General features: G+C 74.8%; 28 protein-coding genes. 17 read left to right on the top strand and 11 right to left on the bottom strand.

The genetic code is table 11. From position 1 onward, the window contains the following. Window positions 1–10 precede the first annotated feature (10 nt). On the bottom strand, window positions 11–913 hold the full coding sequence (locus ACLQ2U_RS02830) for an A/G-specific adenine glycosylase (protein ID WP_425748934.1): 903 nt from the start codon (window positions 911–913) through the stop codon (window positions 11–13). Between the two features lie 96 nt (window positions 914–1,009). Between ACLQ2U_RS02830 and ACLQ2U_RS02825 the strand changes: the two genes are divergently transcribed. From ACLQ2U_RS02825 to ACLQ2U_RS02815, 3 genes are all read left to right on the top strand, one after another. Beyond that, window positions 1,010–1,522, top strand: coding sequence for a glycine cleavage system protein R (locus ACLQ2U_RS02825; protein ID WP_425748933.1), 513 nt, complete (start codon window positions 1,010–1,012; stop codon window positions 1,520–1,522). Beyond that, on the top strand, window positions 1,519–2,082 hold the full coding sequence (locus ACLQ2U_RS02820) for a peptide deformylase (RefSeq protein WP_425748932.1): 564 nt from the start codon (window positions 1,519–1,521) through the stop codon (window positions 2,080–2,082). Before ACLQ2U_RS02825 ends, ACLQ2U_RS02820 begins: the two co-directional genes overlap by 4 nt. A 103-nt stretch (window positions 2,083–2,185) precedes the next feature. Further along, complete coding sequence (locus ACLQ2U_RS02815; protein WP_425748931.1) at window positions 2,186–2,911, top strand: hypothetical protein; 726 nt, start codon at window positions 2,186–2,188, stop codon at window positions 2,909–2,911. Between the two features lie 12 nt (window positions 2,912–2,923). Here the strand turns inward: ACLQ2U_RS02815 and disA are convergent, their stop codons facing one another. The 4 genes from disA to ACLQ2U_RS02795 all read right to left on the bottom strand — a co-directional run bounded on the left by disA (window position 2,924) and on the right by ACLQ2U_RS02795 (window position 7,515). Continuing rightward, entirely contained in the window at window positions 2,924–4,105 is a 1,182-nt protein-coding gene (disA, locus tag ACLQ2U_RS02810; RefSeq protein ID WP_425748930.1) for a DNA integrity scanning diadenylate cyclase DisA, read from the bottom strand. Window positions 4,106–4,247: 142 nt separating this feature from the next. Then, the gene (radA, locus tag ACLQ2U_RS02805) at window positions 4,248–5,705 is read right to left on the bottom strand and encodes a DNA repair protein RadA (RefSeq protein WP_425748929.1); all 1,458 of its coding nucleotides are present in this window, start codon (window positions 5,703–5,705) and stop codon (window positions 4,248–4,250) included. Window positions 5,706–5,796: 91 nt separating this feature from the next. Then, on the bottom strand, window positions 5,797–6,486 hold the full coding sequence (locus ACLQ2U_RS02800; protein ID WP_425748928.1) for a hypothetical protein: 690 nt from the start codon (window positions 6,484–6,486) through the stop codon (window positions 5,797–5,799). 141 nt (window positions 6,487–6,627) lie between these two features. Then, window positions 6,628–7,515 (bottom strand): UbiA family prenyltransferase, encoded by an 888-nt coding sequence (locus ACLQ2U_RS02795; RefSeq protein WP_425748927.1) that lies wholly within the window; start codon window positions 7,513–7,515, stop codon window positions 6,628–6,630. Here ACLQ2U_RS02795 and ACLQ2U_RS02790 point away from each other — a divergent pair. From ACLQ2U_RS02790 to ACLQ2U_RS02775, 4 genes are all read left to right on the top strand, one after another. After that, entirely contained in the window at window positions 7,514–8,269 is a 756-nt protein-coding gene (locus ACLQ2U_RS02790; protein ID WP_425748926.1) for a methyltransferase domain-containing protein, read from the top strand. The genes ACLQ2U_RS02795 and ACLQ2U_RS02790 overlap by 2 nt on opposite strands. Before the next feature lie 43 nt (window positions 8,270–8,312). Then, the gene (locus tag ACLQ2U_RS02785) at window positions 8,313–9,479 is read left to right on the top strand and encodes an acyl-CoA dehydrogenase family protein (RefSeq protein WP_425748925.1); all 1,167 of its coding nucleotides are present in this window, start codon (window positions 8,313–8,315) and stop codon (window positions 9,477–9,479) included. A 73-nt stretch (window positions 9,480–9,552) separates the two neighbouring features. Next, complete coding sequence (locus ACLQ2U_RS02780) at window positions 9,553–10,608, top strand: type III polyketide synthase (RefSeq protein ID WP_425748924.1); 1,056 nt, start codon at window positions 9,553–9,555, stop codon at window positions 10,606–10,608. A gap of 9 nt (window positions 10,609–10,617) precedes the next feature. After that, entirely contained in the window at window positions 10,618–11,214 is a 597-nt protein-coding gene (locus ACLQ2U_RS02775; protein WP_425748923.1) for a hypothetical protein, read from the top strand. A gap of 19 nt (window positions 11,215–11,233) precedes the next feature. Here the strand turns inward: ACLQ2U_RS02775 and ACLQ2U_RS02770 are convergent, their stop codons facing one another. Then, complete coding sequence (locus ACLQ2U_RS02770) at window positions 11,234–11,965, bottom strand: hypothetical protein (protein WP_425748922.1); 732 nt, start codon at window positions 11,963–11,965, stop codon at window positions 11,234–11,236. 329 nt (window positions 11,966–12,294) lie between these two features. Between ACLQ2U_RS02770 and ACLQ2U_RS02765 the strand changes: the two genes are divergently transcribed. The 4 genes from ACLQ2U_RS02765 to ACLQ2U_RS02750 are packed head-to-tail and all read left to right on the top strand — an operon-like array spanning window position 12,295 to window position 15,059. Beyond that, on the top strand, window positions 12,295–12,780 hold the full coding sequence (locus ACLQ2U_RS02765) for a CarD family transcriptional regulator (RefSeq protein WP_091626665.1): 486 nt from the start codon (window positions 12,295–12,297) through the stop codon (window positions 12,778–12,780). Window positions 12,781–12,834: 54 nt separating this feature from the next. After that, window positions 12,835–13,530, top strand: a complete 696-nt coding sequence (ispD, locus tag ACLQ2U_RS02760; RefSeq protein WP_425748921.1) for a 2-C-methyl-D-erythritol 4-phosphate cytidylyltransferase — start codon at window positions 12,835–12,837, stop codon at window positions 13,528–13,530. Window positions 13,531–13,546: 16 nt separating this feature from the next. Next, a complete protein-coding gene (gene ispF, locus ACLQ2U_RS02755) occupies window positions 13,547–14,029 on the top strand; it encodes a 2-C-methyl-D-erythritol 2,4-cyclodiphosphate synthase (protein ID WP_425748920.1) in 483 nt (160 codons plus the stop codon). A 7-nt stretch (window positions 14,030–14,036) separates the two neighbouring features. Further along, a complete protein-coding gene (locus ACLQ2U_RS02750) occupies window positions 14,037–15,059 on the top strand; it encodes a tetratricopeptide repeat protein (protein WP_425748919.1) in 1,023 nt (340 codons plus the stop codon). 144 nt (window positions 15,060–15,203) lie between these two features. Here ACLQ2U_RS02750 and ACLQ2U_RS02745 read toward each other — a convergent pair whose 3' ends face one another. Continuing rightward, the gene (locus tag ACLQ2U_RS02745; protein ID WP_425748918.1) at window positions 15,204–16,370 is read right to left on the bottom strand and encodes a homogentisate 1,2-dioxygenase; all 1,167 of its coding nucleotides are present in this window, start codon (window positions 16,368–16,370) and stop codon (window positions 15,204–15,206) included. A gap of 94 nt (window positions 16,371–16,464) precedes the next feature. On the opposite strand from ACLQ2U_RS02745, the gene ACLQ2U_RS02740 reads away from it, so the two are divergent. The 5 genes from ACLQ2U_RS02740 to ACLQ2U_RS02720 all read left to right on the top strand — a co-directional run bounded on the left by ACLQ2U_RS02740 (window position 16,465) and on the right by ACLQ2U_RS02720 (window position 20,847). After that, window positions 16,465–17,358, top strand: coding sequence for a hypothetical protein (locus ACLQ2U_RS02740; protein WP_425748917.1), 894 nt, complete (start codon window positions 16,465–16,467; stop codon window positions 17,356–17,358). Next, window positions 17,355–18,554: a fumarylacetoacetase gene (gene fahA, locus ACLQ2U_RS02735; protein ID WP_425748916.1), complete on the top strand. Its 1,200-nt coding sequence runs from the start codon at window positions 17,355–17,357 to the stop codon at window positions 18,552–18,554. Before ACLQ2U_RS02740 ends, fahA begins: the two co-directional genes overlap by 4 nt. Window positions 18,555–18,708: 154 nt before the next feature. Further along, window positions 18,709–18,918: a DUF397 domain-containing protein gene (locus ACLQ2U_RS02730; RefSeq protein ID WP_425748915.1), complete on the top strand. Its 210-nt coding sequence runs from the start codon at window positions 18,709–18,711 to the stop codon at window positions 18,916–18,918. A 114-nt stretch (window positions 18,919–19,032) separates the two neighbouring features. Next, window positions 19,033–19,512: an SRPBCC family protein gene (locus ACLQ2U_RS02725; RefSeq protein WP_425748914.1), complete on the top strand. Its 480-nt coding sequence runs from the start codon at window positions 19,033–19,035 to the stop codon at window positions 19,510–19,512. Window positions 19,513–19,593: 81 nt separating this feature from the next. Continuing rightward, window positions 19,594–20,847, top strand: a complete 1,254-nt coding sequence (locus tag ACLQ2U_RS02720; protein WP_425748913.1) for a PQQ-binding-like beta-propeller repeat protein — start codon at window positions 19,594–19,596, stop codon at window positions 20,845–20,847. 28 nt (window positions 20,848–20,875) lie between these two features. Here the strand turns inward: ACLQ2U_RS02720 and hisC are convergent, their stop codons facing one another. Genes hisC through hppD form a run of 4 tightly spaced genes read right to left on the bottom strand, consistent with a single transcriptional unit; the run spans window position 20,876 to window position 24,889 of the window. After that, on the bottom strand, window positions 20,876–21,979 hold the full coding sequence (hisC, locus tag ACLQ2U_RS02715) for a histidinol-phosphate transaminase (RefSeq protein WP_425748912.1): 1,104 nt from the start codon (window positions 21,977–21,979) through the stop codon (window positions 20,876–20,878). Beyond that, a complete protein-coding gene (locus ACLQ2U_RS02710; protein ID WP_425748911.1) occupies window positions 21,976–22,956 on the bottom strand; it encodes an RDD family protein in 981 nt (326 codons plus the stop codon). The genes hisC and ACLQ2U_RS02710 overlap by 4 nt, the downstream gene beginning before the upstream one ends. Beyond that, a complete protein-coding gene (locus ACLQ2U_RS02705; RefSeq protein ID WP_425748910.1) occupies window positions 22,953–23,672 on the bottom strand; it encodes an RDD family protein in 720 nt (239 codons plus the stop codon). The genes ACLQ2U_RS02710 and ACLQ2U_RS02705 overlap by 4 nt, the downstream gene beginning before the upstream one ends. Window positions 23,673–23,683: 11 nt before the next feature. Further along, window positions 23,684–24,889, bottom strand: coding sequence for a 4-hydroxyphenylpyruvate dioxygenase (gene hppD / locus ACLQ2U_RS02700; protein ID WP_425748909.1), 1,206 nt, complete (start codon window positions 24,887–24,889; stop codon window positions 23,684–23,686). A 146-nt stretch (window positions 24,890–25,035) separates the two neighbouring features. Here hppD and ACLQ2U_RS02695 point away from each other — a divergent pair, with 146 nt between their 5' ends. After that, window positions 25,036–25,527 carry an Lrp/AsnC family transcriptional regulator gene (locus ACLQ2U_RS02695; RefSeq protein WP_425748908.1) on the top strand — a complete coding sequence of 164 codons (492 nt, stop codon included), beginning with the start codon at window positions 25,036–25,038 and terminating at the stop codon, window positions 25,525–25,527. Window positions 25,528–25,633 lie beyond the last annotated feature (106 nt).

Here is a 25,633-nt window from a genome sequence, read left to right as displayed (position 1 = left end):
ACCGTCGGGTTCAGATCCCGGCCGGGGCGGTGGGGCCGTCGCCGATGAGCCGGAACGACTCCTCGCCAACCGGTTCCACCAGGCCGTCCTTCACCAGCCCGGCGAGTGCCCGGGACCGTTGCACGTCGTCGTTCCACACCTGGTCCAGCCGCTGGTGCAGGACCGGGCCGGTGGCCTCGCGGAGCACGCCGAGCAGCAGCCCGCGTACCTGGCGGTCGGTGCCGGCGTACCGCTGGGGGCGCCGGGTCGGGCCGGCGGGCGCCGCCTGGCCGGAGGCCCGCCAGGCGCAGACCGACTCGACCGGGCAGTCCGCGCAGCGCGGCGAGCGGGCCGTGCAGACCACCGCCCCGAGCTCCATGAAGGCCGCGCTGGCCAGCGCCGCGGCGGCGGGCTCGACCGGCAGCAGCTCCTCGCAGGCGACCAGATCGGACGGGCGGGTGGCCGGTCCGGCGTCCGGCTCGCCGGCCACCGCCCGGGAGACCACCCGCCGGACGTTGGTGTCGACCACCGGATGCCGCTGCCCGTACGCGAAGGCCGCGACCGCCCGCGCGGTGTACGTCCCGATGCCGGGCAGCGCCAGCAGCTGGTCCAGCTGGTCGGGCACCGCCCCGCCGTGCCGCTCCACGATCGCCGCCGCGCAGTCGCGCAGCCGTACCGCCCGGCGGGGATAGCCGAGCCGGCCCCACATCCGGATCGCCTCGGCCGGGGTGTCGGCGGCCAGCGCGGCGGGATCGGGCCAGCGGGCCAGCCAGGCGTGCCAGGCGGGGAGCACCCGGACCACCGGGGTCTGCTGGAGCATGACCTCGCTGACGAGGATCGGCCACGCCCCGACCCCGGGCTCGCGCCACGGCAGGTCACGGGCGTTCTGCTGGTACCACCGGCTGACCCGGGTGGCGAAGATGGGTGCAGTCATCGCGTCGCCGATGATGTCACGCGCCGCCTTCCCGCAGGATGGGCGGGCCGGGCGGGGCGGCGCGGGAGTCGGACCCGGATCCGGGAGAATGCCCGGATGAACGAGCTCGCGATCACCGTCATCGGCCGGGACCGGCCCGGCATCGTGGCCGACGTCGCCGAGGTGCTCGCCCGGCTCGGCGCGAACCTCACCGATTCCACCATGACCCGGCTGCGGGGTCACTTCGCGATGACCCTGATCTGCGTCGGCCCGGCCGCCGCCGAGGTCGAGGCCGCGCTGGCCCCGCTCGCCGCCGACGGCCACCTGCTGGCCACCGTACGGGCGGTCACCCCGGACGGTGTGACGGCGCGGCCCGGCGAGCCGTACGTGATGGCGGTGCACGGCGCGGACCGGATGGGCATCGTGGCGGCGATGACCCGGGTGCTCGCCGACGCCGGCGGCAACGTGACCGATCTCAGCACCCGGCTGGCCGGCTCGCTCTACGTGGTGGTCGCCGAGGTGGACCTGCCTCCGGGCACCGCTGACGAGCTGGCCGGACGGCTCTCCCGGGCCGCCGCCGACCTGGGCGTCGAGGTGTCCCTGCGGCCGGCCGATCCGGACCTGCTGTGAGCGAGGAGGAGTACGCCGGCCTCGGCGACTGGACTCCCGGGACGCTGGGCCTGCCGGGGGAGGTGCGCGTGGTGGTCTCCGCCCCCGACCCGGTGCTCAGCCGGCCCGGGCCGGAGGTGGACCCGACCTCCGACGAGGTGGTCCGCCTCGCCGCCGACCTGATCGCCACGATGCGGGTCTCGCCGGGCTGCGTGGGCCTCGCCGCGCCGCAGGTCGGGGTGGGTGCCCAGGTCTTCGCGGTGGACGTCACCGGCCACCCGAAGGCGGCCGCCGTGCACGGCGCCTTCGTGCTCTGCAACGCCCGGGTGGTGGAGGCGAGCCGGTGGAAGGCCGGCAGGGAGGGCTGCATGTCGGTGCCCGACCTGACCGGTGACGTCAAGCGGGCCAGCCGACTGGTCATCGAGGGAGCCGTGCCGGGCACCGGGAAGCCGGTCCGGCTGGTCACCGACGGGTTCGAGGCCCGCGCGCTGCAACACGAGATCGACCACTGCGCCGGGCTGCTCTTTCTCGACCGGGTGGCCGGCGCGCACGCCGTCTACCAGCGCAAGGTCTACCTGTGACCCCACCCGACGTCTGTCGTGGGTGGAGGTCGTTCGGTGAGGCGGGAGGCGTCCGGCGCGTCGCGACGGGTCCTCGTGCGGCGCGCGACTACGGTGAGGCATCATGCGTCTGACGGTCGGTCCCTTGCCATCCGCCGTGTACTGGCGGCGTCGCGCCGTCGTACTCGGAGCAGGGCTTCTCTTCCTGATTGTCCTGCTCTATTCCTGCAACCAGTCGGGCGACACGACGACCACGCCGGGGGCGCGGCCCACGCCGTCGCCCGCGGTGCAGTCGTCACCGACCGGCTCGGCGCCGGCCCCGGGGTCCGCCGACCCGCCGGCCGCGTCCGGGGCGCCGGGCGGGTCGGGTGTCCCGGCAACCGGCCCGGGTACGACCACCGCCCCGCCGGCCGACCCCCCGGTGGCGCCGGCCGGGCCGGCCGTCGTCGACGACGGCACCTGCACGGACGCCGAGATCACGGTGGCCGCGGTGGCGTTGCCGTCCGAGGTGCAGCGGGGTGCTCCCGTCGACCTGAGCCTGAAGATCAGGAACAAGTCGCAGCGGACCTGCAGCCGGGATGTCGGCGCCGACGTGCAGGAGCTGTTCATCAAGGCCGGCGCGGCGAAGGTCTGGTCGTCGGACACCTGCGGCACCGGCAAGGGCTCCGACGTGCAGTCCTTCGTTCCGGGCTTCGAGCGTTCCTACCAGCTGACCTGGAACGGCATGGACGTCAGCCGCTGCGCCAACGGGGTGGCGTCCGGGCCGAACCCGCCGGGCGGGACGTACCAGGTCTTCGCCCGGGTCGGCACCAAGCTCAGCGAGCCGGTGACGCTCGTCATCAACGGCTGACGGCGGGGCCGGTCAGACGTAGCGCTCCAGGATGGACGCCTCGGCGAGGCGGGAGAGTCCCTCCCGTACACCCCGGGCCCGGGCGTCGCCGACCCCCTCGACGGTCTGGAGGTCCTCGACGGTGGCCCCGAGCAGCCGTTGCAGGCTGCCGAAGTGCACGACCAGCCGGTCGACGATGGCCACCGGCAGCCGGGGCACCTTGGCCAGCAGCCGGAACCCGCGCGGGCTGACCGCGGCGTCGAGGGCGTCGGAGGCGGCCGGGTAGCCGATCGCCTTGGCCACCGCGACCAGGTCGATCAGCTCGGTGGCGCCGAGCAGGTCCAGCTCGACCAGCCCCTCGTCGAGGGTGCGCGGCCTGCGGCCGGCGGGCAGGTAGTCCCGGATGACCAGGGTGCGGTCGGCGTCGACGCCGGCCATCAGCTCATCGAGCTGGAGGGCGAGCAGGCGACCGTCCGTGCCCAGCTCGACCACGTAGCCCGCGATCTCGTCGGCGATCCGGCGGACCATCTCCAGCCGCTGCACCACCGCGACGGCGTCCCGGACGGTGACCAGGTCCTCGATCTCCAGGGCGGAGAGCGTGCCGGAGACCTCGTCCAGCCGGAGCTTGTAGCGCTCCAGGGTGGCCAGGGCCTGGTTGGCCCGGGACAGGATCGCCGCCGAGTCGTCCAGCACGTGCCGCTGGCCGTTCACGTAGAGGCTGATGATCCGCATCGACTGGCTGACCGAGATGACCGGGTAGCCGGTCTGCCGGGCCACCCGCTCGGCGGTGCGGTGCCGGGTGCCGGACTCCTCGGTGGGGATGGAGGGGTCGGGCATCAGGTGCACGCCGGCCTGGACGATCCGGGTGCCGTCGCTGGAAAGCACCACAGCGCCGTCCATCTTGCACAGTTCGCGGACCCGGGTCGCGGAGAACTCGACGTCCAGCGGGAAGCCGCCGGTGCAGATCTGGTCGACCACCTTGTCGTAGCCGAGGACGATCAGCGCGCCGGTGCGGCCGCGCAGGATCCGCTCGAGCCCGTCGCGGAGCGCGGTGCCGGGCGCCATCAGGGCGAGGTTGGCCCGCAGCGGATCGCCGGCGCCACCGGCGCTTCCGGTCACGCTCACGCTGATCGGACGGGCGGGAGAACCCACGGCACCGGTGCGGGCGTGGGGCATCGCGCCGGCAGGCTTGGTGGTATCGCGGTCGATCGGCACGCGCACAGTCTACGGACTGCCCTGCGGTGGGTGCTGTCGTGGTTACTGTGATGTGTCACGGCGTCGGATTCCTCCGCCCTGTCGGGGGTGGCGGCCGGTGTCCGGTATGCGGTGGGCGGTCCGGCCCCGCGCGCACCGTCCGTCACTCGGCGGACGCGCGGGCGACGCACTGGAGCGCCGAGCGGACGTCGGTGACCTCCATCACCTGCATGTTCTCCGGGCCGGCCCCGGTGCTGCCCGGGCCGCAGCCGGACGGCACGAGGGCCACCCGGAAGCCCAGCCGGGCCGCCTCGGCCAGTCGCCGGGGCACCGCGCCCACCCGCCGCACCTCGCCGGTCAGCCCGACCTCGCCGATCGCCACCAGGTGCGGGGCGACGGCGAGGTTGAGCCCGCCGGAGGCGACCGCCAGGGCCACCGCGAGGTCGGCCGCCGGCTCCACCACCCGGATGCCGCCCACGGTGGCCGCGAAGACCTCCCGGTCGTGCAGGGTCAGCCGCTCGGTACGGCGCTGGAGCACCGCCAGCACCATGGCCAGCCGGGCCCCGTCGAGCCCGGAGACCGTCCGCCGCGGCGAGCCGGCCACCGTCGCGCCGATCAGCGCCTGCACCTCGGTGACCAGGGCCCGGCGCCCCTCCATCGCGACCGTGACGCAGGTGCCCGGCACCGGCTCGGAGTAGCGGGTCAGGAAGAGCCCGGACGGGTCGGCGAGGCTGCTGATGCCGCCCTCGTGCATCTCGAAGCAGCCCACCTCGTCGGCAGCGCCGAACCGGTTCTTGACGCCCCGGACCATCCGCAGCGACGAGTGCTTGTCGCCCTCGAAGTGCAGCACCACGTCGACCAGGTGCTCCAGCACCCGGGGACCGGCGACCTGGCCGTCCTTGGTGACGTGGCCGACCAGGACGGTGGCGATGCCGCGTTCCTTGGCGACCGCGACCAGGGCGGCGGTGACCGCCCGGATCTGGGTGACCCCGCCGGGCACCCCCTCGGTGCCGGTGGTGGAGATGGTCTGCACCGAGTCGAGCACCAGCAGGCCCGGCTTGACCGCGTCGAGATGCCCGAGGACCGCGCTCAGGTCGCTCTCGGCGGCCAGGTAGAGCTGGTCGTGCAGGGTGCCCATCCGCTCGGCGCGCAGCCGGACCTGGCTGACCGACTCCTCGCCGCTGACCACCAGGGACGGGCTGCCCGCGCCGGCGGCCCACTGCTGGGCCACGTCGAGCAGGAGCGTGGACTTCCCGACCCCGGGCTCGCCGGCGAGCAGCACCACCGCGCCGGGGACTAGGCCGCCGCCGAGCACCCGGTCGAGCTCACTGACCCCGGTGGGCCGGGCCCGGGCCGGGGCGGCGCTGATCGTGGCGATCGGCCGGGCCGGCTCGGACGGCATCCGGGAGCTGACCACCCGGCCGGAGACCATCGGCCCGGTGACCGTGCACTCGACCACCGAACCCCACTCGCCGCACTCCGGGCAGCGCCCCACCCACTTGGGCGGTTGGTGGCCGCAGGCGTCGCACTCGTAGGCCGGGCGCGGCTCGCGGACGGCCCGACCACGGGACGCGCCGGAGGCCGCGCCGCCGCGCGGAGAGGTCGATCGGGAGGTGGTCACCCCAGGACGCTAACCCCCTCCTACGACGAAACACCGCCGGCGTGGCGGTCACCACGCCGGCGGTGTCGTCGACGGTTCGTACGCCCCGAGGTCAGCCGCCGTGGCCGGAGGTGCCCTCCTCGCCACCCTCGCGGTGGATGATCGGCGAGGCCGGCGGGGCCGGGGTCAGCGGGACGCCGACCGGGGTCGGGGTGGTGATGGTCCGGCCGTTGCCGAAGTCGAAGGTCAGGTTGACCGTCTGGCCGGCGCGCAGCGACTCGTTCAGGCCGACCAGCTGCAGGTGGCGGCCGCCCTGCACGTTGAGCTGGACGTAGCCGAAAGCCGGGATCTCGCTCTTCGCCGGCTCGCCGGCCGGCGCCGGGGCGCTCTCCGACGGGGAGGCCGGGGCGGACGGCGAGGCACTCTCCGACGGCGAGGCGCTCTCCGAGGCCGGGGCGGACGCGGTCGGCGAGCCGGCCGTGCCGGTGAGCACGATCTCGCGCGCGCCGTCCGTGGTGACGGTCACCGTCACCGGGTTCGGCGTGTCGTTGTAGATCACGGTGTTGACCGAGGCGTTGGCACCGGCTGCGTAGCCCGTGTCGCCCGGGTACTCGACGTAGAGGCCGCGCACCTTGTAGGCGTTGTCCGGGGTCTGGACGTTGACACCCTGGACCGATGGCGCCTTGAGGGCGGTCTCCGCCACCTGGCCGGCCCCGCAGCCGCTCGCCAGCAGGGCGGTCGCGGCCGCCATGCCGGACAGCAGCAGGGCCGCCCGCCGGGAACCCCTGATCGAGCGCGTCACGTCGGTCCTCCTCGTCACGATCCCCTCCCGGCCGTACCCCGGGCACGGGGTGGTCATACCCGCGCAGACCGCGCTCCAGGGTAGTTGGGGCTGATCGACGGCCGCACGCCGACCCGGGGGTGCCACCCGGCCGGGTGCCGGTCAGACCACCCGACCGCTCGCCACCAGCAGAACCACATCGATCAGGGCCACCAGCATCACCGCCCGGAAGGCGGTCACCGGCCGGCCGCCGGCCCGGGTCGCGGCGCGTCCGCCGTACCAGCCGAGGGCCGGCACCACGGCGGCGGCCGCGACCGCCGACAGTCCGGCCCACGACGGCGGCCCGGGCGGCCCGACGACCAGGGTGACGGTCGCCGCCAGCAGCAGCCCGGCGGCGGCCACCCGGCTGCCGGCCGGACCCAGCCGGTGCGGCAGCCCACGCACCCCGGTGCGCGCGTCGTCGGCCAGGTCCGGCAGCACGTTGGCGAAGTGCGCGCCGGCGCCCAGGCAGGCGGCGGCGGCGACCAGCCAGGCCGGCGGGGCCGGCGCGCCGGGCAGGGCCAGCACCACGAAGGCGGGCAACGACCCGAAGGAGACCGCGTACGGCAGCACCGAGACCGGGGTGGACTTCAGCGGCCAGTCGTAGAGCAGCGCCGAGAGCAGCGCGACGGTGACCCAGAGCGCCGCGACGGGATTGCTGGTCAGCGCGATCGCCGGGGTGGCGAGCGCGGCCAGCAGGGCGGCGGCCGCCACCGTGCGCCGGCCGATCGCGCCGGTGGCGACCGGCTTGTCGGTACGCCCCACGAGCGCGTCCCGGTCGGCGTCGAGCGCGTCGTTGGTCCACCCGACGGCGAGCTGGCTGGCCAGCACGGTGCCGACCACCGAGACCACACCGGACGGCTGGTGGCCGACCCCCCACGCCAGCAGCCCGGCCACCGTGGTGACCGCCGCGCCCGGCTCCGGGTGGCTCGCCCTGACCAGCCCTAACACCGTCGACGACATAAGAGAAGTCTGGTCGTTACCGGGGAGTCGTGTCACGCTCGGTCCCATGCGGAACGGTCCGGTCGCCACCCGTGGCCGCGTGCTGCCCCCCAACGACCCCCGGCAGTACGACGACCTGGCCGGTGAGTGGTGGCGGCCGGACGGCGCCTTCGCCATGCTGCACTGGCTGGCCCGGGCCCGGGCCGAGCTGGTGCCGCCCGCGAGCCGCCCCGGCGCGCTCCTGGTCGATCTCGGTTGCGGCGCCGGGCTGCTCGCGCCGCACCTGGCCGGCAAGGGTTACCGGCACGTCGGCGTCGACCTGACCCGGTCCGCGCTCGCCCAGGCCGCGAGGCACGGGGTGACCGTGGTCAACGGTGACGCCACCGCGGTGCCGCTCGCCGCCGGCTGCGCCGACGTGGTCGCCGCCGGCGAGCTGCTGGAGCACGTGCCCGACTGGCGGCGGGCGGTGGCCGAGGCGTGCCGGCTGCTGCGGCCGGGCGGCCTGCTGGTGCTGGACACTCTCAACAACACCGCGCTGAGCCGGTTGATCGCGGTCCACATCGGCGAGCGGCTGCCGACCGTGCCGCGCGGGATCCACGATCCACGGTTGTTCGTGGACGACCGCGAGCTGGTCGCCGAGTGCGCCCGGCACGGTGTGGAGCTGCGGGTACGCGGCATCCGGCCGGGGTTGCGCGGCACGCTGGGCTGGCTCGTCCGGCGGATCCGGTCCGGTCCGGTCCGGACGCCCGGCCGGGAGCCGCGGATCCGGGCCACCCGGTCCACCGCCGTGCTCTATCAGGGACGTGGGGTCCGACACGGGTAGCCGGGTCGGGCCGGGGTAAAGGGTACGCCGAGAAGGGGGCGACATGACGGTGCACGCGCTGGAGGCGGCCCGCCGGTTGGCGCCGCGGTTCGCCGCGCGGGCGGCGGCGCACGACCGGGACGGCTCGTTCCCGGTCGACGACTTCGCTGACCTGCGGGAGGCCGGCCTGTTCGGGCTGATGGTCCCCCGCGGGCTGGGCGGTGCGGGCGCGACGTTCGCCGAGTACGCGGCGGTCGCCACCGAGCTGGCCCGGGGCAACGGCGCGACCGCGCTGGTGTTCAACATGCACGCCTCGGTCACCGGCGCGCTCGGCGCGGTCACCGAGGAGCTGGCCGAGGCGCTGGGTGTGCCGGACGAGGCGCTGGCCGCCCGGGACCGGCTGCTCCGCGCCGCGGCCGACGGCTCCTGGTACGCCGTGGCGATGAGCGAGCGTGGCGCGGGAGCCCGGCTCTCCCAGCTCAGCACGGTCTACGAACCGGTCGACGGCGGTTGGCACATCAAGGGCAGCAAGACGTTCTGCTCCGGCGCCGGCCATCCCGACGGCTACCTGGTGGCCGCGCGCAGTGCCGCCGACCAGTCGGTGGTCTCCCAGTTCCTGGTCCCGGCCGGCGACGGGCTGGCCGTGGAGCCGACCTGGGACTCGCTCGGCATGCGCGCCACCTCCTCGCACGACCTGCACCTGGACGTCACGGTGCCGGCCGACCGGCTGCTCGGCGGGGTGGAGGGGCTGGCCCTGGTGGTCGCGCAGCTGATGCCGCACTGGCTGGTGGCCAGCTACGCCGCCGTCTACGTCGGGGTGGCCCGGGCGGCGATCGACGCCGCCGCGGAGCACCTGAACGCCCGCAACCTCGCTGGCCTGCCGGCGGTCCGGGCCCGGTTGGGCCGGGCCGACGCGGCGGTGGCGGCGGCCCAGCTGGTGGTGGCGGAGGCGGCCCGGCGGGTGGACGACGCCCCCGGGGACGCCGAGACCAACCGCTGGGTCTGGCGGGCGAAGCTGCTGGCCGGCACCACCGCAGCCGACGTGGCGGCGTCGGTGCTGGAGGCCGCCGGCACCTCGGCCACCCGGCGGGGGCATCCGCTGGAGCGGCTCTACCGGGACGCCCGATGCGGATCGCTGCACCCGGCCACCTCGGACGTCTGCGCCGACTGGCTGGGCATCGCGGCGTTGGGCGGCGACCCGGACCGCGACGGATCGACCCCTCGTTGGTGAGGGCGGTGGTGTCGGCCGTTCCCCGGACGGGGACGGTCGCCGGGCGTGCAGTGCCGAACGAGAGGTGGGGGACATGGCCGTGCCAGTGATCGCGGGGCTCGGTACGGCGCAGCCGCCGGCCGTCGCGCAGGACGAGCTCTGGGAGGGCTTCTTCGCCAGGCATTTCTCCGGCACCACCCGGGCGCTGGCCCAGCGGATCTTCGCCAACTCCGGGGTGTCCCGCCGGCAGGCCGCGGTGAACCCGCTGCTGGAGGACGTCTCGGACTGGCCGACCGAGCGCCGGATGCGGCGCTACCAGGTCGAGGCGCTGCCACTGGGCAAGGAGGCGGTGGGCCGGGCGCTGACCTCGGCCGGGCTGGCCGCCGGGGACGTCGGGCTCTTCGTGGTCTGCTCCTGCACCGGGTACGCCACGCCGGGGCTGGACATCCTGCTCGCTCGGGACCTGGGCATGGCTCCCGACACGCAGCGGATGTTCGTCGGTCACATGGGCTGCTACGCCGCGCTGCCTGGTCTGGGCGCTGCGGGTGACTTCGTCACCGCCCGGGGCCGGCCGGCGCTGCTGCTCTGCGCCGAGCTGACCAGCCTGCACATTCAGCCGGCCTCGGCCAGGATGGACACCCAGCAGATCGTCTCGCACGCACTCTTCTCCGACGCCGCGGTTGCCGCCGTGCTGGTCCCCGGCGGTCCCGGCGGGTACGCGCTGCGCGAGGTCATTTCGGTCACCGACACCTCCACCGCCGACCACATGACCTGGGACGTCACCGACACCGGCTTCCGGATGGGGTTGTCGCCGAAGGTCCCGCAGGTGCTCTCCACCCATGTCCGGGGGCTGGTCGACGACCTGCTGGCCCGGCACGGCACCAGCATCGCGCAGGTGGACGGCTGGGCGGTGCACCCCGGCGGGCCGCGCATCCTCAACGTGGTGGAACGCGAGCTGGCCCTGCCACCGGGGGCCCTCGCGGCCTCCCGGGCCGTCCTCGACGAGCACGGCAACTGCTCGGCCCCGACGGTGCTGCTGATCCTGGACCGGTTGCTGCGGACGGAGCCGCTCCCGGAGCGGATCGTGATGCTCGCCTTCGGCCCGGGCCTCACCCTCTACGCCGCACTGCTGGAACGCCCCGCCGGTTAGGCTGCGCCGGTGAGCGTCGAGGCGGGTGACCGGCTGCGCGGCGGCGTGCTGGCCGGGGCCGCCCTGTTCGCCCTGGTGGCGGGCGGCTGGTGGTGGCGGGCCGCCGCACCGGCCACCGGTCCGGCCCCGGCGGCCGGCAGCACCCCGCCGTCACCGGACCGGGGCGCTCCCGACCCGGCCGGCGTGCTCGACGGCGTGCTGGCGGCGAGTCCCGACTCCGCCGTCCGGATCCGGGTCGACCAGGACGGTCGGATCGTCGAGTCGACGGTGCTGCCGGACGGTCCCGGCGACCCGGATCTCGGGCTGCCCCGGTTCACCGACACGATGTGGCGGGAGCGGTTGGTCCTCGTCCCCGGTCAGCCGCCGGAGCGTCGGGAGTCGCCGCCCGACGGCGTCCGGCACCTCCTCCAGTACCGCTGCACCGGTGACGGCGAGCTGCTGATCGCGGTGGTCCACGCGCCGTACCTCGACACCAGCCAGACCGCCTGTGACGGCGAGCTCGGCTCGCTGGTGCTGCCCGACGCCGAGGTGGCCACCCGGCTCGACCTCTCCGCCGTGGGTCCCGGGCCGATCGAGGCGGAGGTGCAACTGGTCGCCCTGCCCTGACCCGGGCGGCGGGACGTGGTCAGCCGGCCAGCCGGGCCAGGTCGGCTCGGTAGTCGTCGGCCGCGCCCAGCTCGGGCAGCACCCGGACGACCGTGCCGTCGCGGTCCACCAGCAGCGCGGGGGCGGCGCCGGGGCGGGCGTCGAGGTGCACCGCGGCCCGCAACCCGCCGGCCGGGTCGGCGAGGGCGCGTACCGGGCCGCCGGCGGCGGGCGTGGGGCCGACCGTACGGCCGCCGGCGACGGTGACCACCTGGACGCCGGCGGGCGCCGCCGCGGCCGCCGCGGCGACCTGCTCGGCGCAGGCGCAGCCGTCCACCAGGATGATCATGGCGGGGAGCAGCCGGCGCAGCGGCACCGGCGCCTGGCCGGCGTCGACCAGGTCCAGCGCGGGCAGCGCGCGCCCGGTCAGCGGGGCCGGCCCCGACGGGTACGGCAGCACGGTGGGCCGATCGGCGCCCCGGGGTGGGCGCGGCCAGGTGACCACGGCCAGGCCGGCGAGGGTGGTGAGCACGGCGACGAGCAGGATCAGCAGGGGCAGGCCGCGGGGCGGCCGGCCGTCGGGGCGGGGGGTCAGGCCCAGCCCTCCGCGCCAGCGGACGCCCGCACTGTGCCGCCGCAGCTCGCGCCGGAGCTGCTCGGCCTCGTCGGCCAGCGCCGAGGCGTCGTCCGGTACGACCACCCGACCCCACTCCGGCGGCAGGTCGGGCAGCCCGTCTGACGAGCCGTGGCCCTCTGCGTCAGGCATGCCCATCGGACCCCCGGGAAGCGTCGCGGCGAGCGGACAGCGGTACGACCTCCAGCGTCCCGCACCGTCCCCTCCTCCCGCTACACCCGGGCGCACCGGGCGGCGCCGGGATACCATGGGAGGAGCGCATAGCCCGAGACATCCACGCTCCGACCACCCGTACCGGGTTGTCATCCGTTGCTTACGGAGCGTGTTCGAACCATCGGTTTGACCGCCTGTCAAGCTGAAGAAAGACCTCTCACAGGGCCCCTGAGCTGCGCCAACGGTCAGGACAGCGGTGAGACATCGGTGCCTGAGCGTGTTACCCTAGACACAGCGAAAGGGGTTTCGAACCTATGGTTTTCAGTGTCGGCGAGACCGTTGTTTACCCCCACCACGGGGCCGCACTCATCGAGGCAATCGAGACTCGGGTCATCAAGGGCGAGCCCAAGCAGTACCTCGTCCTGAAGGTTGCGCAGGGTGACCTGACCGTCCGGGTGCCCGCTGAGAACGCCGAGATCGTGGGTGTGCGCGAGGTGGTCGGCGAAGAGGGCCTGGGCAAGGTCTTCGACGTGCTCCGTGCACCGCACACCGAGGAGCCGACCAACTGGTCGCGGCGTTACAAGGCGAATCTGGAGAAGCTGGCCTCCGGCAACCCGCTGAAGGTCGCCGAGGTCGTCCGCGACCTGTGGCGTCGGGAGCGGGAGCGGGGCCTGTCCGCGGGTGAGAAGCGCATGCTCGCCAAGGCCCGCGACATTCTCGTCGGCGAGGTCGCGCTGGCCGAGAAGAGCACCAAGGACGAGGCGGAGACGCTGCTCGACAAGGTCCTGACCGAGGCCTGATTTCCACAGCATCCTCGTACCCACCCCGCAGCAAAGAAACCCGAGGACCGCGACGTGACCGCGCAGCTCAATCCGCGCGGTGACGTTGCGGTCCTCGTGCCTGCGGCCGGTGCCGGGGTACGCCTCGGCCCGGGCGCCCCGAAGGCCCTGCGCCTGCTCGGCGGCGAGCCGCTGCTGGTGCACGCCGTACGCCGGATCGCGGCGGCGCCGTCGGTGCACACCATCGTGGTGGCCGCCCCGGCGACCGAGATGGTGGCCGTCCGTGACCTGCTCGCGCCGGTGGCGCCGGTGCTGGTCGTGCCCGGTGGGGCCGAGCGCCAGGCGTCCGTCGCGGCCGCCCTCGCGGCGGTCCCGCCCGGTCCGGGCATCGTGCTGGTGCACGACGCCGCCCGGGCGCTCACCCCGCCCGACCTCGTCGAGTCGGTGGCCGCGGCGGTCCGGGCCGGTCACCACGCGGTGATCCCGGTGCTCCCGGTGGTCGACACGATCAAGGAGGTCGGGGCCGGCGAGGTCGTCCTCGGCACCGTCGACCGGTCGGCGTTGCGCGCCGTACAGACCCCGCAGGGCTTCCGCCGGGACGTGCTCACCGCCGCCCACGCCGCGGCCGGCGACCCGCTCACCGACGACGCCGGCCTGGTCGAGAAGCAGGGCGTCCCGGTCTTCTGCGTGCCCGGTTCGGAGTACGCGCTGAAGGTCACCCGCCCGTTCGACCTGGCCCTGGCCGAGCACCTGCTGGCTTCGGGCCGCTGACGCGTACCCTCAGGTCATGATCGTTCCTCGGGTCGCCGTCGGCGTCGACGTGCACGCCTTCGAGGCGGGCCGGCCCTGCCAGGTGGCCGGCCTGCACTGGCCGGACCAGGATGGCCTGGCTGGCCACTCCGACGCCGACGTGGCCGCCCACGCGGCCTGCAACGCCCTGCTCTCCGCCGCCGGGCTCGGCGACCTCGGCGCGAACTTCGGGGTGGGCCAGCCGGAGTGGGCCGGTGCCTCCGGCGTGGCGCTGCTGACCGAGTCCGCCCGCCGGGTCCGGGCCGCCGGCTTCGAGATCGGCAACGTCTCGGTCCAGGTGGTCGGCAACCGCCCCAAGATCGGGCCACGCCGGGAGGAGGCGCAGCGGGTGCTCTCCGAGGCGGTGGGCGCCCCGGTGACCGTCTCGGCCGCCACCACCGACGGGCTGGGCTTCACCGGGCGCGGCGAGGGGCTGGCCGGCATTGCCGTCGCCCTCGTCTACGACGCCCCGGCCGGTTAGGCCCGCCGTGACCGGCGACGCCACCTCCGACCGGTCCGCCGCCGACGGCTACCGGCAGCGGGCGCAGCTCCTCGCCGAGCTGGGCCGCTACGACGAGGCCGCGGAGGAGCTGGGCTTCGCGCTCGCCCTGGGCCCGACCGACGCGGTGGCGCTGACCCTGCTGGCCCGGCTGCACCTCGCGGCGGGTCGCCCCGCCGAGGCACTCGCCGCGGCCGATTCCGCGTCGGCCGCCGCGCCGGACGCGGTCGCGCCCCTGGTCGCCCGCGGGTTCGCCCTGACCGACCTCGGGCAGTACGCCGAGGCGGCCCGTACCGCGGACCGGATCCTCGCGGCTGCGCCGGCCGACGCGTACGCCCAGCGCAGCGGCGCGGCGCTGTTGGCCGACGCGCGCAACGGCCAGCCGGCGCTGCACGCGGCCTGGCGCGGGGTGGAGCTGGCCCCCGACGAGTCGCAGGCGCACCTGGTGCTGGCGCTGGTCTCGGGCCGGCTGGAGCTGTTCGACCTGGCCGAGCGGGCCTACCGGGAGGCGCTGCGGCTCGACCCCGAGCTGGCCGAGGCCCGGCACGACCCGGGCGTGCTCCGACTGGAGCGCCGGCGCTGGGCCGAGGCGCTGGAGCAGGTGGCCGCGCTGGCCCCGGTCGACCCGGGGCGGGCCCTCGCGCCGGCCAGGCCCGACGATCTCCGACGCCTGGTGTTCCAGGGGGCCGCCTGGTCACTGGTGACCAGCGTGCTGATCGCCCTCCTGGCACCCGGCGGCGAGGGCCTGAGCCGGGCCGCCGCCGCGCTGGCGGCGCTCGGCGGGGCGCTGTTCGTCTGGCGCCGCGCCCGGCGGCTGCCCGAGCTGACCCGTGTCGTCCTGCCGGCGCTGCTGCGCACCGACCGTCCGCTGGCGCTGGCCGTCTACGCGGTCGCCGCCGGGCCGGCCCTGCTCCTGCTCTACGCGCTGGTCGGCACCCCGTGGCCGCTGGTCGCCGCGATCGCCGTCACCACCGCTGCCGAGCTGACCGTCCTGTCCCGTACGGCGCCCTGACCGCCTGCCCTCCCCTTGCCGTCCACCTCGACAACGAGCGGCGCACGCACCCCGCACCCCGCCGTGCGTCACCCGACGAGGAGCATCCGCCGGCCCGGCCGTCGAGCCGCCGCCAGCGGCGGAGAGTGACGTCCGGCCGTAGCGTCAGGCCCGGCGGGCCCAGGTCCAGGCGTAGCCGTCGTCCTCGCACTCCGTTGCGGCGTCGCAGAGGTCGAGCGGGCGGAAGGTGTCGACCATGACGGCCAGCTCGTCGAAGAAGTCCACCCCGATGGAACGCTCCGCCGCGCCCGGCTGCGGGCCGTGGGTGAAGCCGGACGGGTGCAGCGAGATCGAGCCCTGCTCGATACCGGAGCCGCGCCGGGCCTCGTAGTTGCCGCCGGTGTAGAAGAGCATCTCGTCGGAGTCGACGTTGTGGTGGTTGTACGGCACCGGGATGGCGTCCGGGTGGTAGTCCACCTTGCGCGGCACGAACGAGCAGATCACGAAGTTCGGGCCCTGGAAGGTCTGGTGCACCGGTGGCGGCTGGTGGATCCGGCCGGTGATCGGCTCGAAGTCGTGGATGGAGAACGCCCACGGGTACATGTGGCCGTCCCAGCCGACCACGTCGAACGGGTGGTTGGCGTAGACGTACCTCGTCCAGCCGCGCCGGTGCCGCACCAGCACCTCGACGTCGGTGCCGTCGACCAGCAGCGGGGCGTCCGGCCCGCGGACGTCGCGCTCGCAGTACGGCGAGTGCTCCAGGAACTGGCCGCGGACCGAGAGGTAGCGCTTCGGGGGGCCGATGTGCCCGTTCGCCTCCACCGTGAGCAGCCGGGTCGGCTGGTCGCCGGTGGGCACCAGCCGGTGGATGGTCGAGGTGGGGATGACCACGTAGTCGCCGGCGACCGCGTCCAGCACGCCGAACGTGGACTCGACCCGCAGGGTGCCGGCCTCCACGTAGAGGCACTCGTCGCCGGTGGCGTTGCGGTAGAGCGGGGACGGCCGGTCGGCCAGCACGTACGCGATCCGGACGTCGTCGTTGGCCAGCAGGTAGCGCCGGCCGAGCACCGGGTCGGCGCCGGAGCCGTCCAGCTTGTGGGTACGCAGGTGGCGCGGCTTGAGCGGCAGGTTCGGCACCCGGGTGAACGCCGGCGGGGCGAACTCCTCGGCGGCGACGATCGCGGTGGGCGCGTACCGGTGGTAGAGCAGGGAGGAGTCGGAGGAAAAGCCCTCCTGCCCCATCAGCTCCTCGGCGTAGAGGCTGCCGTCGGGCTGGCGGAACTGGGTGTGCCGCTTGCGGGGCACCTCGCCAACGCTGCGGTAGTAGGGCATGTCGCCTCCCGTTATGTCCCGTTCTCCGGCCGCTGGCGTCCGATAATCGGACGCTGTTGTCCGTTCCTTGTAGGGTCCCGTAGATTCTTGTCTCGTGTCAACGCAGGTCCCCCGCCTCTTCGCCGGCCTCGTCGACGACGCCGCCGTCTTCCCGCCCGGCAGCGCGTCGCTGCCCGACGCGCTCGCCGCGCACCGCGGGCACCGCGTCGCCTGGTACGCCGACCTGGTCGGCCCGCTGCTGCTCCCCGCCTCCCGGCTGCCGGAGCTGGCCGAGCTGCTCGATGCCGACGAGCGGATCGCGGTCGGCATGATCGGTGACGTGCCGGTCGACCGGCTCGCCGAGGCCCGGGCCGACGCCGACCCGCGCATCGAGGTCCGCCAGATCGAGGCGGCGGTCGCCAAGCGCGGCGAAGACCCGCTCCCGGGTCTCACCGCCCTGATCGACCTGGCCCGCCGCACCGCCGGGCCGGCGGTCACCGCCGGGCCGCGCGACGTCGCCGGCCTCGACTGGTACGCGGAGATTCCGCTGACCTTCGGGCTGATGGGCGCGCTGGACGCCCTCGCCGCCGCTCGCGCCGACGGCGTCCCGATCGCCGCCAAGTTCCGTACCGGCGGGCTGGCCGCCGAACTCTTCCCCACCCCGGTGGAGCTGGCCGCGGTGATCGGCGCCTGCCGCGACCGCGACCTGCCGTTCAAGCTGACCGCCGGGCTGCACCACGCGACACGCCACCTCGACCCGGAGACCGGCTTCACCCACCACGGCTTCGGCAACGTGCTGGCCGCCACGCTCGCCGCCGCCGAGGGCGCCGAGGTGGACGCGGTCGCCGCGCTGCTCGCCGCGACCGACCCGCTGCCGCTGGCCGAGCAGGCCCGGGCTTGGCGCGACGCGGAGCGTCCGGTGTGGGTCGGCTTCGGCTCGTGCAGCATCCTGGAACCACTGACCGATCTGATCCGGCTGAGGCTGGTGAACGGGAGATTCGACCGATGAGCTGGGTGACGGGCGTGGACGGTTCGCCGTACGGGGTGGCCAACCTGCCGTACGGGGTGTTCCGGCACGGCGGGCGCGAACCGCGGATCGGCGTACGCGTCGCCGACCTGGTGTTCGACCTGGCCGGCGCGGAGGCGGCCGAGCTGGTGCTGGCCGGCGGCGCGCTGGGTCGGCCCACCCTCAACGACTTCATGGCCCTCGGCCGTCCGCAGTGGACGGCGGTGCGGCAGCGCGTCGTCGAGCTGCTCACCGACGACGCGCACCGCTCGGCGGTCGAGCCGCTGCTGGTACCGCTGGCCGAGGTCGAGCTGCTGCTGCCGATCGAGGTGGCCGACTACGTCGACTTCTACTCCTCCGAGCACCACGCGTCGAACGTCGGGCAGATCTTCCGCCCCGGCCAGCCGCCGCTGCTGCCCAACTGGAAGCACCTGCCGATCGGCTACCACGGCCGGGCCGGCACGGTGGTGGTCTCCGGTACGCCGGTGGTCCGCCCCACCGGGCAGCGCGCCACCCCGCAGGGCCCCACCGCCGGCCCCTCCGTACGCCTCGACATCGAGGCCGAGGTGGGCTTCGTGGTCGGCGTGCCGAGCGTGCTCGGCGACCGGGTCTCCGTGGACGACTTCGCCGACCACGTGTTCGGCGTGGTGCTGGTCAACGACTGGTCCGCCCGGGACATCCAGGCCTGGGAGTACCAGCCCCTCGGCCCGTTCCTCGGCAAGTCCTTCGCCACCTCGGTCTCGGCCTGGGTGACTCCGCTGGACGCGCTCGCCGAGGCGTTCGTGCCGGCGCCGGAGCAGGACCCGCCGGTGCAGGACTACCTGCGGGACACCCCGCACCTCGGCCTCGACCTCAGCCTGGAGGTCGAGTGGAACGGCGAGCGGGTCGCCGAACCGCCCTTCGCCACCATGTACTGGACGCCCGCCCAGCAGTTGGCCCATCTCACCGTCAACGGCGCCTCGCTGCGCACCGGTGACCTCTACGCCTCGGGCACCGTCTCCGGCCCGGAGCGCGGCCAGGTCGGCTCGTTCCTGGAGCTCACCTGGGGCGGCGCCGAGCCGGTCAAGGTGGGTGGCGGGGAGACCCGCACCTTCCTGGAGGACGGCGACACCGTCACCATCCGGGCCACCGCGCCCGGCCCGGACGGCACCACCGTCGCCCTGGGCGAGGTGACCGGCCGGATCCTCCCCGCCCGCTGATCGTTCCGCCCCGCCGGTCGCACCTGCTGTCCGACCGGCGGACCCTCCTGCCGCGTTGATCGACCGGATTCCGTCGCCACGCCACGCCGCCCCCACCCGGCGGCCGCGTCGGCGGCGGCCGGCGTTTCACGTCCCAGCGACAGGAGGTACGAGCATGAACGATCTCGTGGGCGCGGTCTGGCGCACCAGCAGCCGCTCGAACGACCAGGGGCTCTGCATGGAGGTGGCGGACAACCTGGCCGCCACCCGTGGCGTGGTGGGGATACGCGACTCCAAGGCTCCGCAGGGGCCGGCCCTGGTCGTCGGCCCGCCGGGCTGGGCGGCGTTCGTGGCCGCCGTCCGCCGGGGCCGGTTCCGCCCCTGAGTGGTTCCCCACGGCAGCACCGGTGCCCCGGTCGGGGCGCCGGTGGTGGAAATTCCGCGCGTGCTCTCCCATGGCACGCTCACTGGCCGTACGGTGGACGACACGGGAGGTGTCATGTCGACGGTCACGGTCACCGCGTTCATCGAGGCACCGGCCGTCGACGTGTGGGCGCGCTTGGCCGACCTGCCGGTCCGTGCCGAGTGGCTCTCCACCGTCGGCGGCGTCGAACTGCTGACCCCGGGCCGGTTCGGCCCCGGCACCAGCTGGCGGGAGACCCGGACCAGGCCGGACGGGGGCGACCAGGCGGAGGAGTTCGTCGTCCTGGCGGCCGAGCCGCCGCGCCGGCTGGTGCTCAGCTCGCCCGGCATCGGGGTGGACTACCGGATCACCTGGACCCTGCGCACCGTGCGGCGACGTCGCCGGGGCTGCACCGCGGTCACCGTCGAGCAGGAGGCGCTGCCCACCGCCCCGTACGGGCGGGTGGTCGCGCTGCTCTTCGGCGGGCTGGCCGCCCGCGCCGTGGAGGGTGCCATCCGCCGCGACCTCGCCGACCTCGCCGCCGCCAGCCACGGCGACAACGCCGTGGCGGCCTGAGCCGAACCCGCCCGGCCCGCCGCCAGACCTGGCAGGGTCGTGCGGGGACTGCCTCGGTAGGGTGCCGGGCGGAGGTGCGGCATGGGTTTCCCGAAGGGCCGGCGACCGGTCGTGGTCGCGGTCGCGGCGCTGCTCGCCCTCGTGGCGGCCGCCGCCATCGGCTACCGGGTGCTCGCGCCCGCCGAGGTCAGCACGCCCGCCAAGGGTGACCTGCCGCCGGCGGGCACCCCGGCGATCGGGACGGTCGGCCGGCTGCCGGTCGCACCGCTGATCGTCGACGGCCGGCTCCGGGTGTACGCCGCCGAGCGCCAGGTCTACGCCGACCAGCCCGCCGACAGCCGGTACCGGGTCACCCCGTTCTGGTCGTACCGGCGCTGGCCGGCGCAGCTCAACGGGGTGCTGGCGGAAGGCACCACGGTGGTGAGCCGCTGGTCGGACGGGAAGCTCGTCGCGCTGGACGCGCGCACCGGCCGGGTGGCGTGGCGGGCCGACGGCCCGGAGCCGGGCGCGGGCTTCACCTCCCGGCGCACCGGCGCCGCCACGGTCTGGGACCCGCGGGGGATCTCCGTCGCGGCCGGCCCGCCCGGCCGGCCGGTGCTGGTGGTCTCCGGCGAGGGGCGGCTGCGCGGGTACGCGCTGGCCGACGGGGGTGAGCTGTGGCGGGTCGACGGCGACCCGGACTGCCGTACCGACCTGGGCACCACGGCGGCCGGCCGGGTGGTCTCCGTCGACTCCTGCGCCGGGCCGGCGACGGTCGAGTTCCGGGACGTGGCGACCGGCGGGGTGGCCACCCGCTGGCGGCCGCCGGACGCGGGGACGGAGCTGACCGTGACCCCGGTCGGCTGCCTGACACCCCGCTCGCAGTGTCGGGGGCTGCGGACCTCCGGGCCGGGCGACGCCGCCGGGCGGGGCTGGCTGGTCGGCCCTGGCGAGCCGGTCGCCGCCCCCACCCTGGACGTCGAGGACGTCACGCTCGCCGGTGACCTGGCAGTCGGCAACATCGGCCCGGTGCTGACCGGCCGCGAGGCCCGTACCGGCAAGGAGCGGTGGCGCCGGGGCGACCTGGGCGAGGTGCGGGTGATCGCCACCGAGCCCGGCCGGGTGCACGTGCTGACCGGAGCGAAGGAGCTGGTCACCCTCGACTCGGTCACCGGCGCCGAGCGGTCCCGGTTCCCGCTGACCGTGGGCCGGGAGGGGACCGGTTGGGATCCGGGGAGGGCCTACGCGGCCGACGGCTACGTGGCCGTGGAGCGGCTGCGCGAAGGGGCCCGACCGGACGACGACGACCCGGCGTGGTTCCTGACCGCCGAGCCGGTGGTGCTCGCCGCGACCTGAGCCGGCCGCGGCGAGCCCGCCGTACGGCTCAGCCGAGCGCGGCCTCGGCCGCGGCCAGGAACGCGTCGTTCTCGGCCGGGGTGCCGATGGTGACCCGGACCCCGTCGCCGGCGAACGGCCGGACGATCACGCCGCGCGACTCGCACGCCTTGCCGAACTCCACCGCCCGGTCGCCCAGCGGCAGCCAGACGAAGTTGGCCTGGCTGGACGGCACGTCCGGGACCAGCTTGCGCAGCGCGTCGGTGACCCGGTCCCGCTCGGCGACGACCAGCGCGCAGCGCCGCTCCACCTCGTCGGCCTGGGCCAGCGCGGCGAGCGCGCCGGCCTGGGCGGCCATGCTGGTGGAGAAGGGCGTGACCACCTTGCGGACCGCCGCCGCGACCTCGGGCGCGGCGACCAGGAAGCCGATCCGCAGGCCGGCCAGGCCCCAGGCCTTGGAGAGGGTACGCAGCACCACGACGTTCGGCCGGTCCAGGTAGGTGAGGCCGTCCGGCACCTCCGGGTCGGTGACGAACTCCCGGTACGCCTCGTCGATGACGACCAGCACGTCCTCGCCGACGGAGTCGAGGAAGCGGTCCAGCTCCGCCTTGCGTACCGCGGTGCCGGTGGGGTTGTTCGGGTTGCAGACCAGCACCATCCGGGTCCGGTCGGTCACCGCCGCGGCCATCGACGCCAGGTCGTGGCCGTGCCCGGCGTCGTTGGGCACCCGCACGCTGGTCGCGCCGCTGGTCGCCGCGATGATCGGGTACGCCTCGAAGGAGCGCCACGAGTAGAGCAGCTCGTCACCGGGGAGGCAGGTGGCCCGGACCAGGTGCTCGGCCAACGCCACCGACCCGCAGCCGGTGGCGATCCGGTCGGCGTCCACGCCGTACCGGTCGGCGAGCGCGGTGCGCAGCGCCACCACGCCCATGTCCGGGTAGCGGTGCGAGCCGGCGACGGCCTCGGCGACCGCCTCGACCACGCCGGGCAGCGGGCCGTACGGCACCTCGTTGCTGGCCAGCTTGATCGCCTCGTCCAGGCCCAGCTCGCGGGCGAGGTCGGCGGGGCTGCGGCCCGGTACGTAGTTGGGCAGCGCGTCCAGGTCGGCGCGGGTCAGCCGCAACGCCGGCTGGTGACGTCCGGAGTCGGTCATGGGGTGTCTCCCGGGGGGTTGGCGCGGTCGTTCGGGGTGGCGGAGCCGGCGGTGCGGGGGAGTTGCACGACCACGGTCTGCGCCCGCTTGTCGTGCAGCGCCTGACGCAGCGGGTGGTCGAAGAGCGGGGAGAGCGCGTCGATGAGCTGGAGCAGCAGGCCCAGGCCGAAGCAGCACCAGAGCAGGGTGGGCACGCCGCCCAGGGTGTTCCACCGGCGCAGCGACCGGCCGAAGCCGAGCGGCTGGTCGGCGGAGAGCGGCACCGCCCTGATCCGCATCACCCGCTTGCCGAACGTCTGGCCGGACGACGCCATAGCGGGCACCTCGTAGGCGAGCCAGAGCGCGGTGGCGATCACCACGATCGCCAGCTGAAGGCTCCCGGCCTGCTCACCGATCGGCGGCAGACCCTCCGTGGAGGAGTCGCGGGCCATGAACCTCCGGCCCACCTCGAGCCAGTACGGGCTCGTCTCCTCGATCAGCCGCCAGAGGAACCAGCCGTTCACCACCGCGTTGAGCGCCAGGAGGACGCCGAAGTCGATCAATCGGGCGACCAGCCGGGTGCCGTAGCCGGCCAGCGGAAGCCCGTGCGGACGCGGCTCGGGCGCGCGCCCCGGCCAGCCGGGTGGCGGCGCCCAGCCGGGCGGCGGCGTCCAGCCGGGTGGCGGCGTCCAGCCGGGTGGCGGCGTCCAGCCCGGCGGCGGGCCGGCCGGGTGGCCGTACCCCCCGGGCGGGGGCGCCCAGCCCGGGACGGGCCCGGCGGCGGCCGGCGGGGCCGACCCCGGGGCCGGGCCGGCCGCGACCGGCTGCGGCACCGGCTCGGCCGGCGGCGGTGCGGCGGGCGGCGGCTCGACCGGCGGCGGGCCCTCCGGCGGGGTCTCGTCGACGGGGATGGGCGCGCCGATCCAGCCCTCGCCGTCCCAGTAACGCCTGGTCGAGGGCTCTGCGGGGTCGACGTACCAGCCTGGTTGAACGCTCACCAGGACACCTTAACGACGACGGTGTCGGCGAACTTGTCGTGGAGGCACTGCTGCCAGGGCTTGTCCCAGAGCTGCCACAGTCCGTCGAGGTAGCTGAAGCCGGGGATGAGTGACCCGCCGACCTGGTGGGCGGCCCACCGCTTGACCGCCATCCGGCGGTCCATCGTGCGGGCCGGGTCGGCCGGCACGATGCGCAGCTTCATCACCCGCTTGCCCAGGGTCTGCCCGGTCCGCAGCATCATCTCGACGTGGTAGACGTAGGTCACGCCGAACGTGAGCAGGATGATCCCGGCCTCCAGGCCCAGGAACGGCAGCAGGAAGTCCGCGAACGGGTCCGGCTCGACGTACGTGCCGGCGGGGGTGGTGGCGGTCAGGTCGGGCAGCACCGCCACGAAGAAGACGATCATGGCGGGCACGATGAAGACCATGCAGACCGCCATCAGCACCAGCCCGTCGATCAGCACCGCCAGCAGCCGGTCGCCGAAGCTGGCCAGCGGGTGGCCGCCCGGTGAGAGCGGCACCAGCGGGTAGCCGGGGCGCGGCGGGGCGCCGGGCGGCCCCGCCGGATAGGCCGGGAGCCCGGAGTACGGGCCGGGCTGCGGCGGCACGGCGTACCCCTGGGGGTAGGGGTAGGGGCCGGAGGGCGGCGCGAAGCCGCCGGCGGCGGGTAAGGGCCCGCCGGCCGGCGGCGTCGGGTGCGTCGGAGGCTGCGTCACGCTCGACAGTGTTACAGGTTGCCGCGTGCTTCCTGCTCGCGCTCGATGGCCTCGAAGAGCGCCTTGAAGTTGCCCTTGCCGAAGCCGAGCGAGCCGTGCCGCTCGATCAGCTCGAAGAAGACGGTCGGGCGGTCCTGCACCGGCTTGGTGAAGATCTGCAGCAGGTAGCCGTCCTCGTCCCGGTCGACCAGGATCTTGCGGGCCTTCAGCTCCTCGATCGGCACCCGCACCTTGCCGATCCGGGCGCGCAGCTCCGGGTCGTCGTAGTACGAGTCCGGGGTGTTCAGGAACTCGACGCCGGCCGCCCGCATCGCGTCGACGCTGGCCAGGATGTCGTTGGTGGCCACGGCGATGTGCTGGGCGCCCGGGCCCTGGTAGAACTCCAGGTACTCGTCGATCTGCGACTTCTTGCGGGCCACCGCCGGCTCGTTCAGCGGGAACTTCACCTTGCGGGTGCCGCTGGCGACGACCTTGCTCATCAGCGCCGAGTAGTCGGTGGCGATGTCGTCGCCGATGAACTCGGCCATGTTGCTGAAGCCCATGACCCGCTTGTAGAACTCCACCCACTCGTCCATCCGGCCGAGCTCGACGTTGCCGACCACGTGGTCGATCGCCTGGAAGAAGCGCTTCGGCTGGATGCCGGCGTCGATCATCGGCTGCCGGTCCACGATCGGGCCGCGGGCCACGAAGCCGGGCAGGAACGGGCCGGTGTAGCGGGACCGGTCGACCAGGGTGTGCCGGGTGTCGCCGTACGCCGCGATGGCGGCCAGCCGGACGGTGCCGTGCTCGTCGCTGACCTCGTGCGGCTCGACCAGGCCGGTCGCGCCCTGGGCGACGGCGTACGCGTACGCGGTGTCGACGTCCGGCACCTCCAGCGCGATGTCGGAGACGCCGTCGCTGTGCTTGGCGACGTGGTCGGCGCCGGCGGCGTCCGGGCGGACCGCGCCGGTCAGCACGAACCGGGCCGAGCCGCTGGTCAGCACGTACTCGGCGTGGTCCCGGTAGCCCTGCTCCGGCCCCCGGTACGCCACGCAGGTCATGCCGAACGCGGTGGAGTAGTAGTGCGCGGCCTGCTTGGCGTTGCCGACCAGGAAGTGCAGGTGGTCGAGGCCCTTGACCGGGAACGGGTCCCGGCTGATGTCGTGGTCGACGGCGCCGACGAGCTGGTCGACGTCGACCTCTTCGGTCGACTGGGGTCGGTCGATCGCCTGGGTCATGGTGGCCTCCCTTGCGTACCGGCCGGCCTCGTGGGCCGCCGCGGTGGTCCGGTTGTTCTTGTGGGGAGGATCGCGGTGACCCGGCTCGCTGGGCAACCGTCAGCCTTTTTGCTGGTCAGCTTGCACATTAAGTAGAGTGCTCAAACATGAACGTTGGACAGGATGTACAGCTGGACGAGCTGGACACCCGGATGATCCAACTCCTCGCCGACGAGCCGCGGATCGGGGTGCTGGAGTGTTCCCGCCGGCTCGGGGTGGCCCGCGGCACCGCCCAGGCCCGGCTCGACAAGCTGGTCGAGCGGGGGGTGATCGGCGGGTTCGGGCCGGACATCTCGCCCGCCGCGATCGGCTTCGCGGTGACCAGCTTCGTCACCCTGGAGATCAGCCAACGGCACGGCCACGATGCGGTCACCGCCCACCTGGCCGCCATCCCCGAGGTGCTGGAGGCGCACACCATCACCGGCTCCAGCGACCTGCTCTGCCGGATCGTGGCCCGCTCCAACACCGACCTGCAACGGGTGATCGACCAGATCGTCTCGTACGAGGGCATCCGCCGCGCCTCGACGATCATCGCCCTGGCCGAGCAGATCCCGTACCGCGTCCTGCCCTTGGTCCACTCCGCCACCGCCTCCCGCTGACCGCCCGCCGCTGCGAGAAAGGGCGGCGACACGGCGGGCGAGGGGCACGGGAGCTCGGTGATCGTGGCTACCGTGTCCGGTGTGGCGAAGGGGAGCGGGCCGTGCG

It is taken from the genome of Micromonospora sp. DT47, assembly GCF_049844475.1.
Lineage (GTDB): Bacteria > Actinomycetota > Actinomycetes > Mycobacteriales > Micromonosporaceae > Micromonospora.
This window is presented reverse-complemented; position numbering and strand designations above follow the sequence as displayed.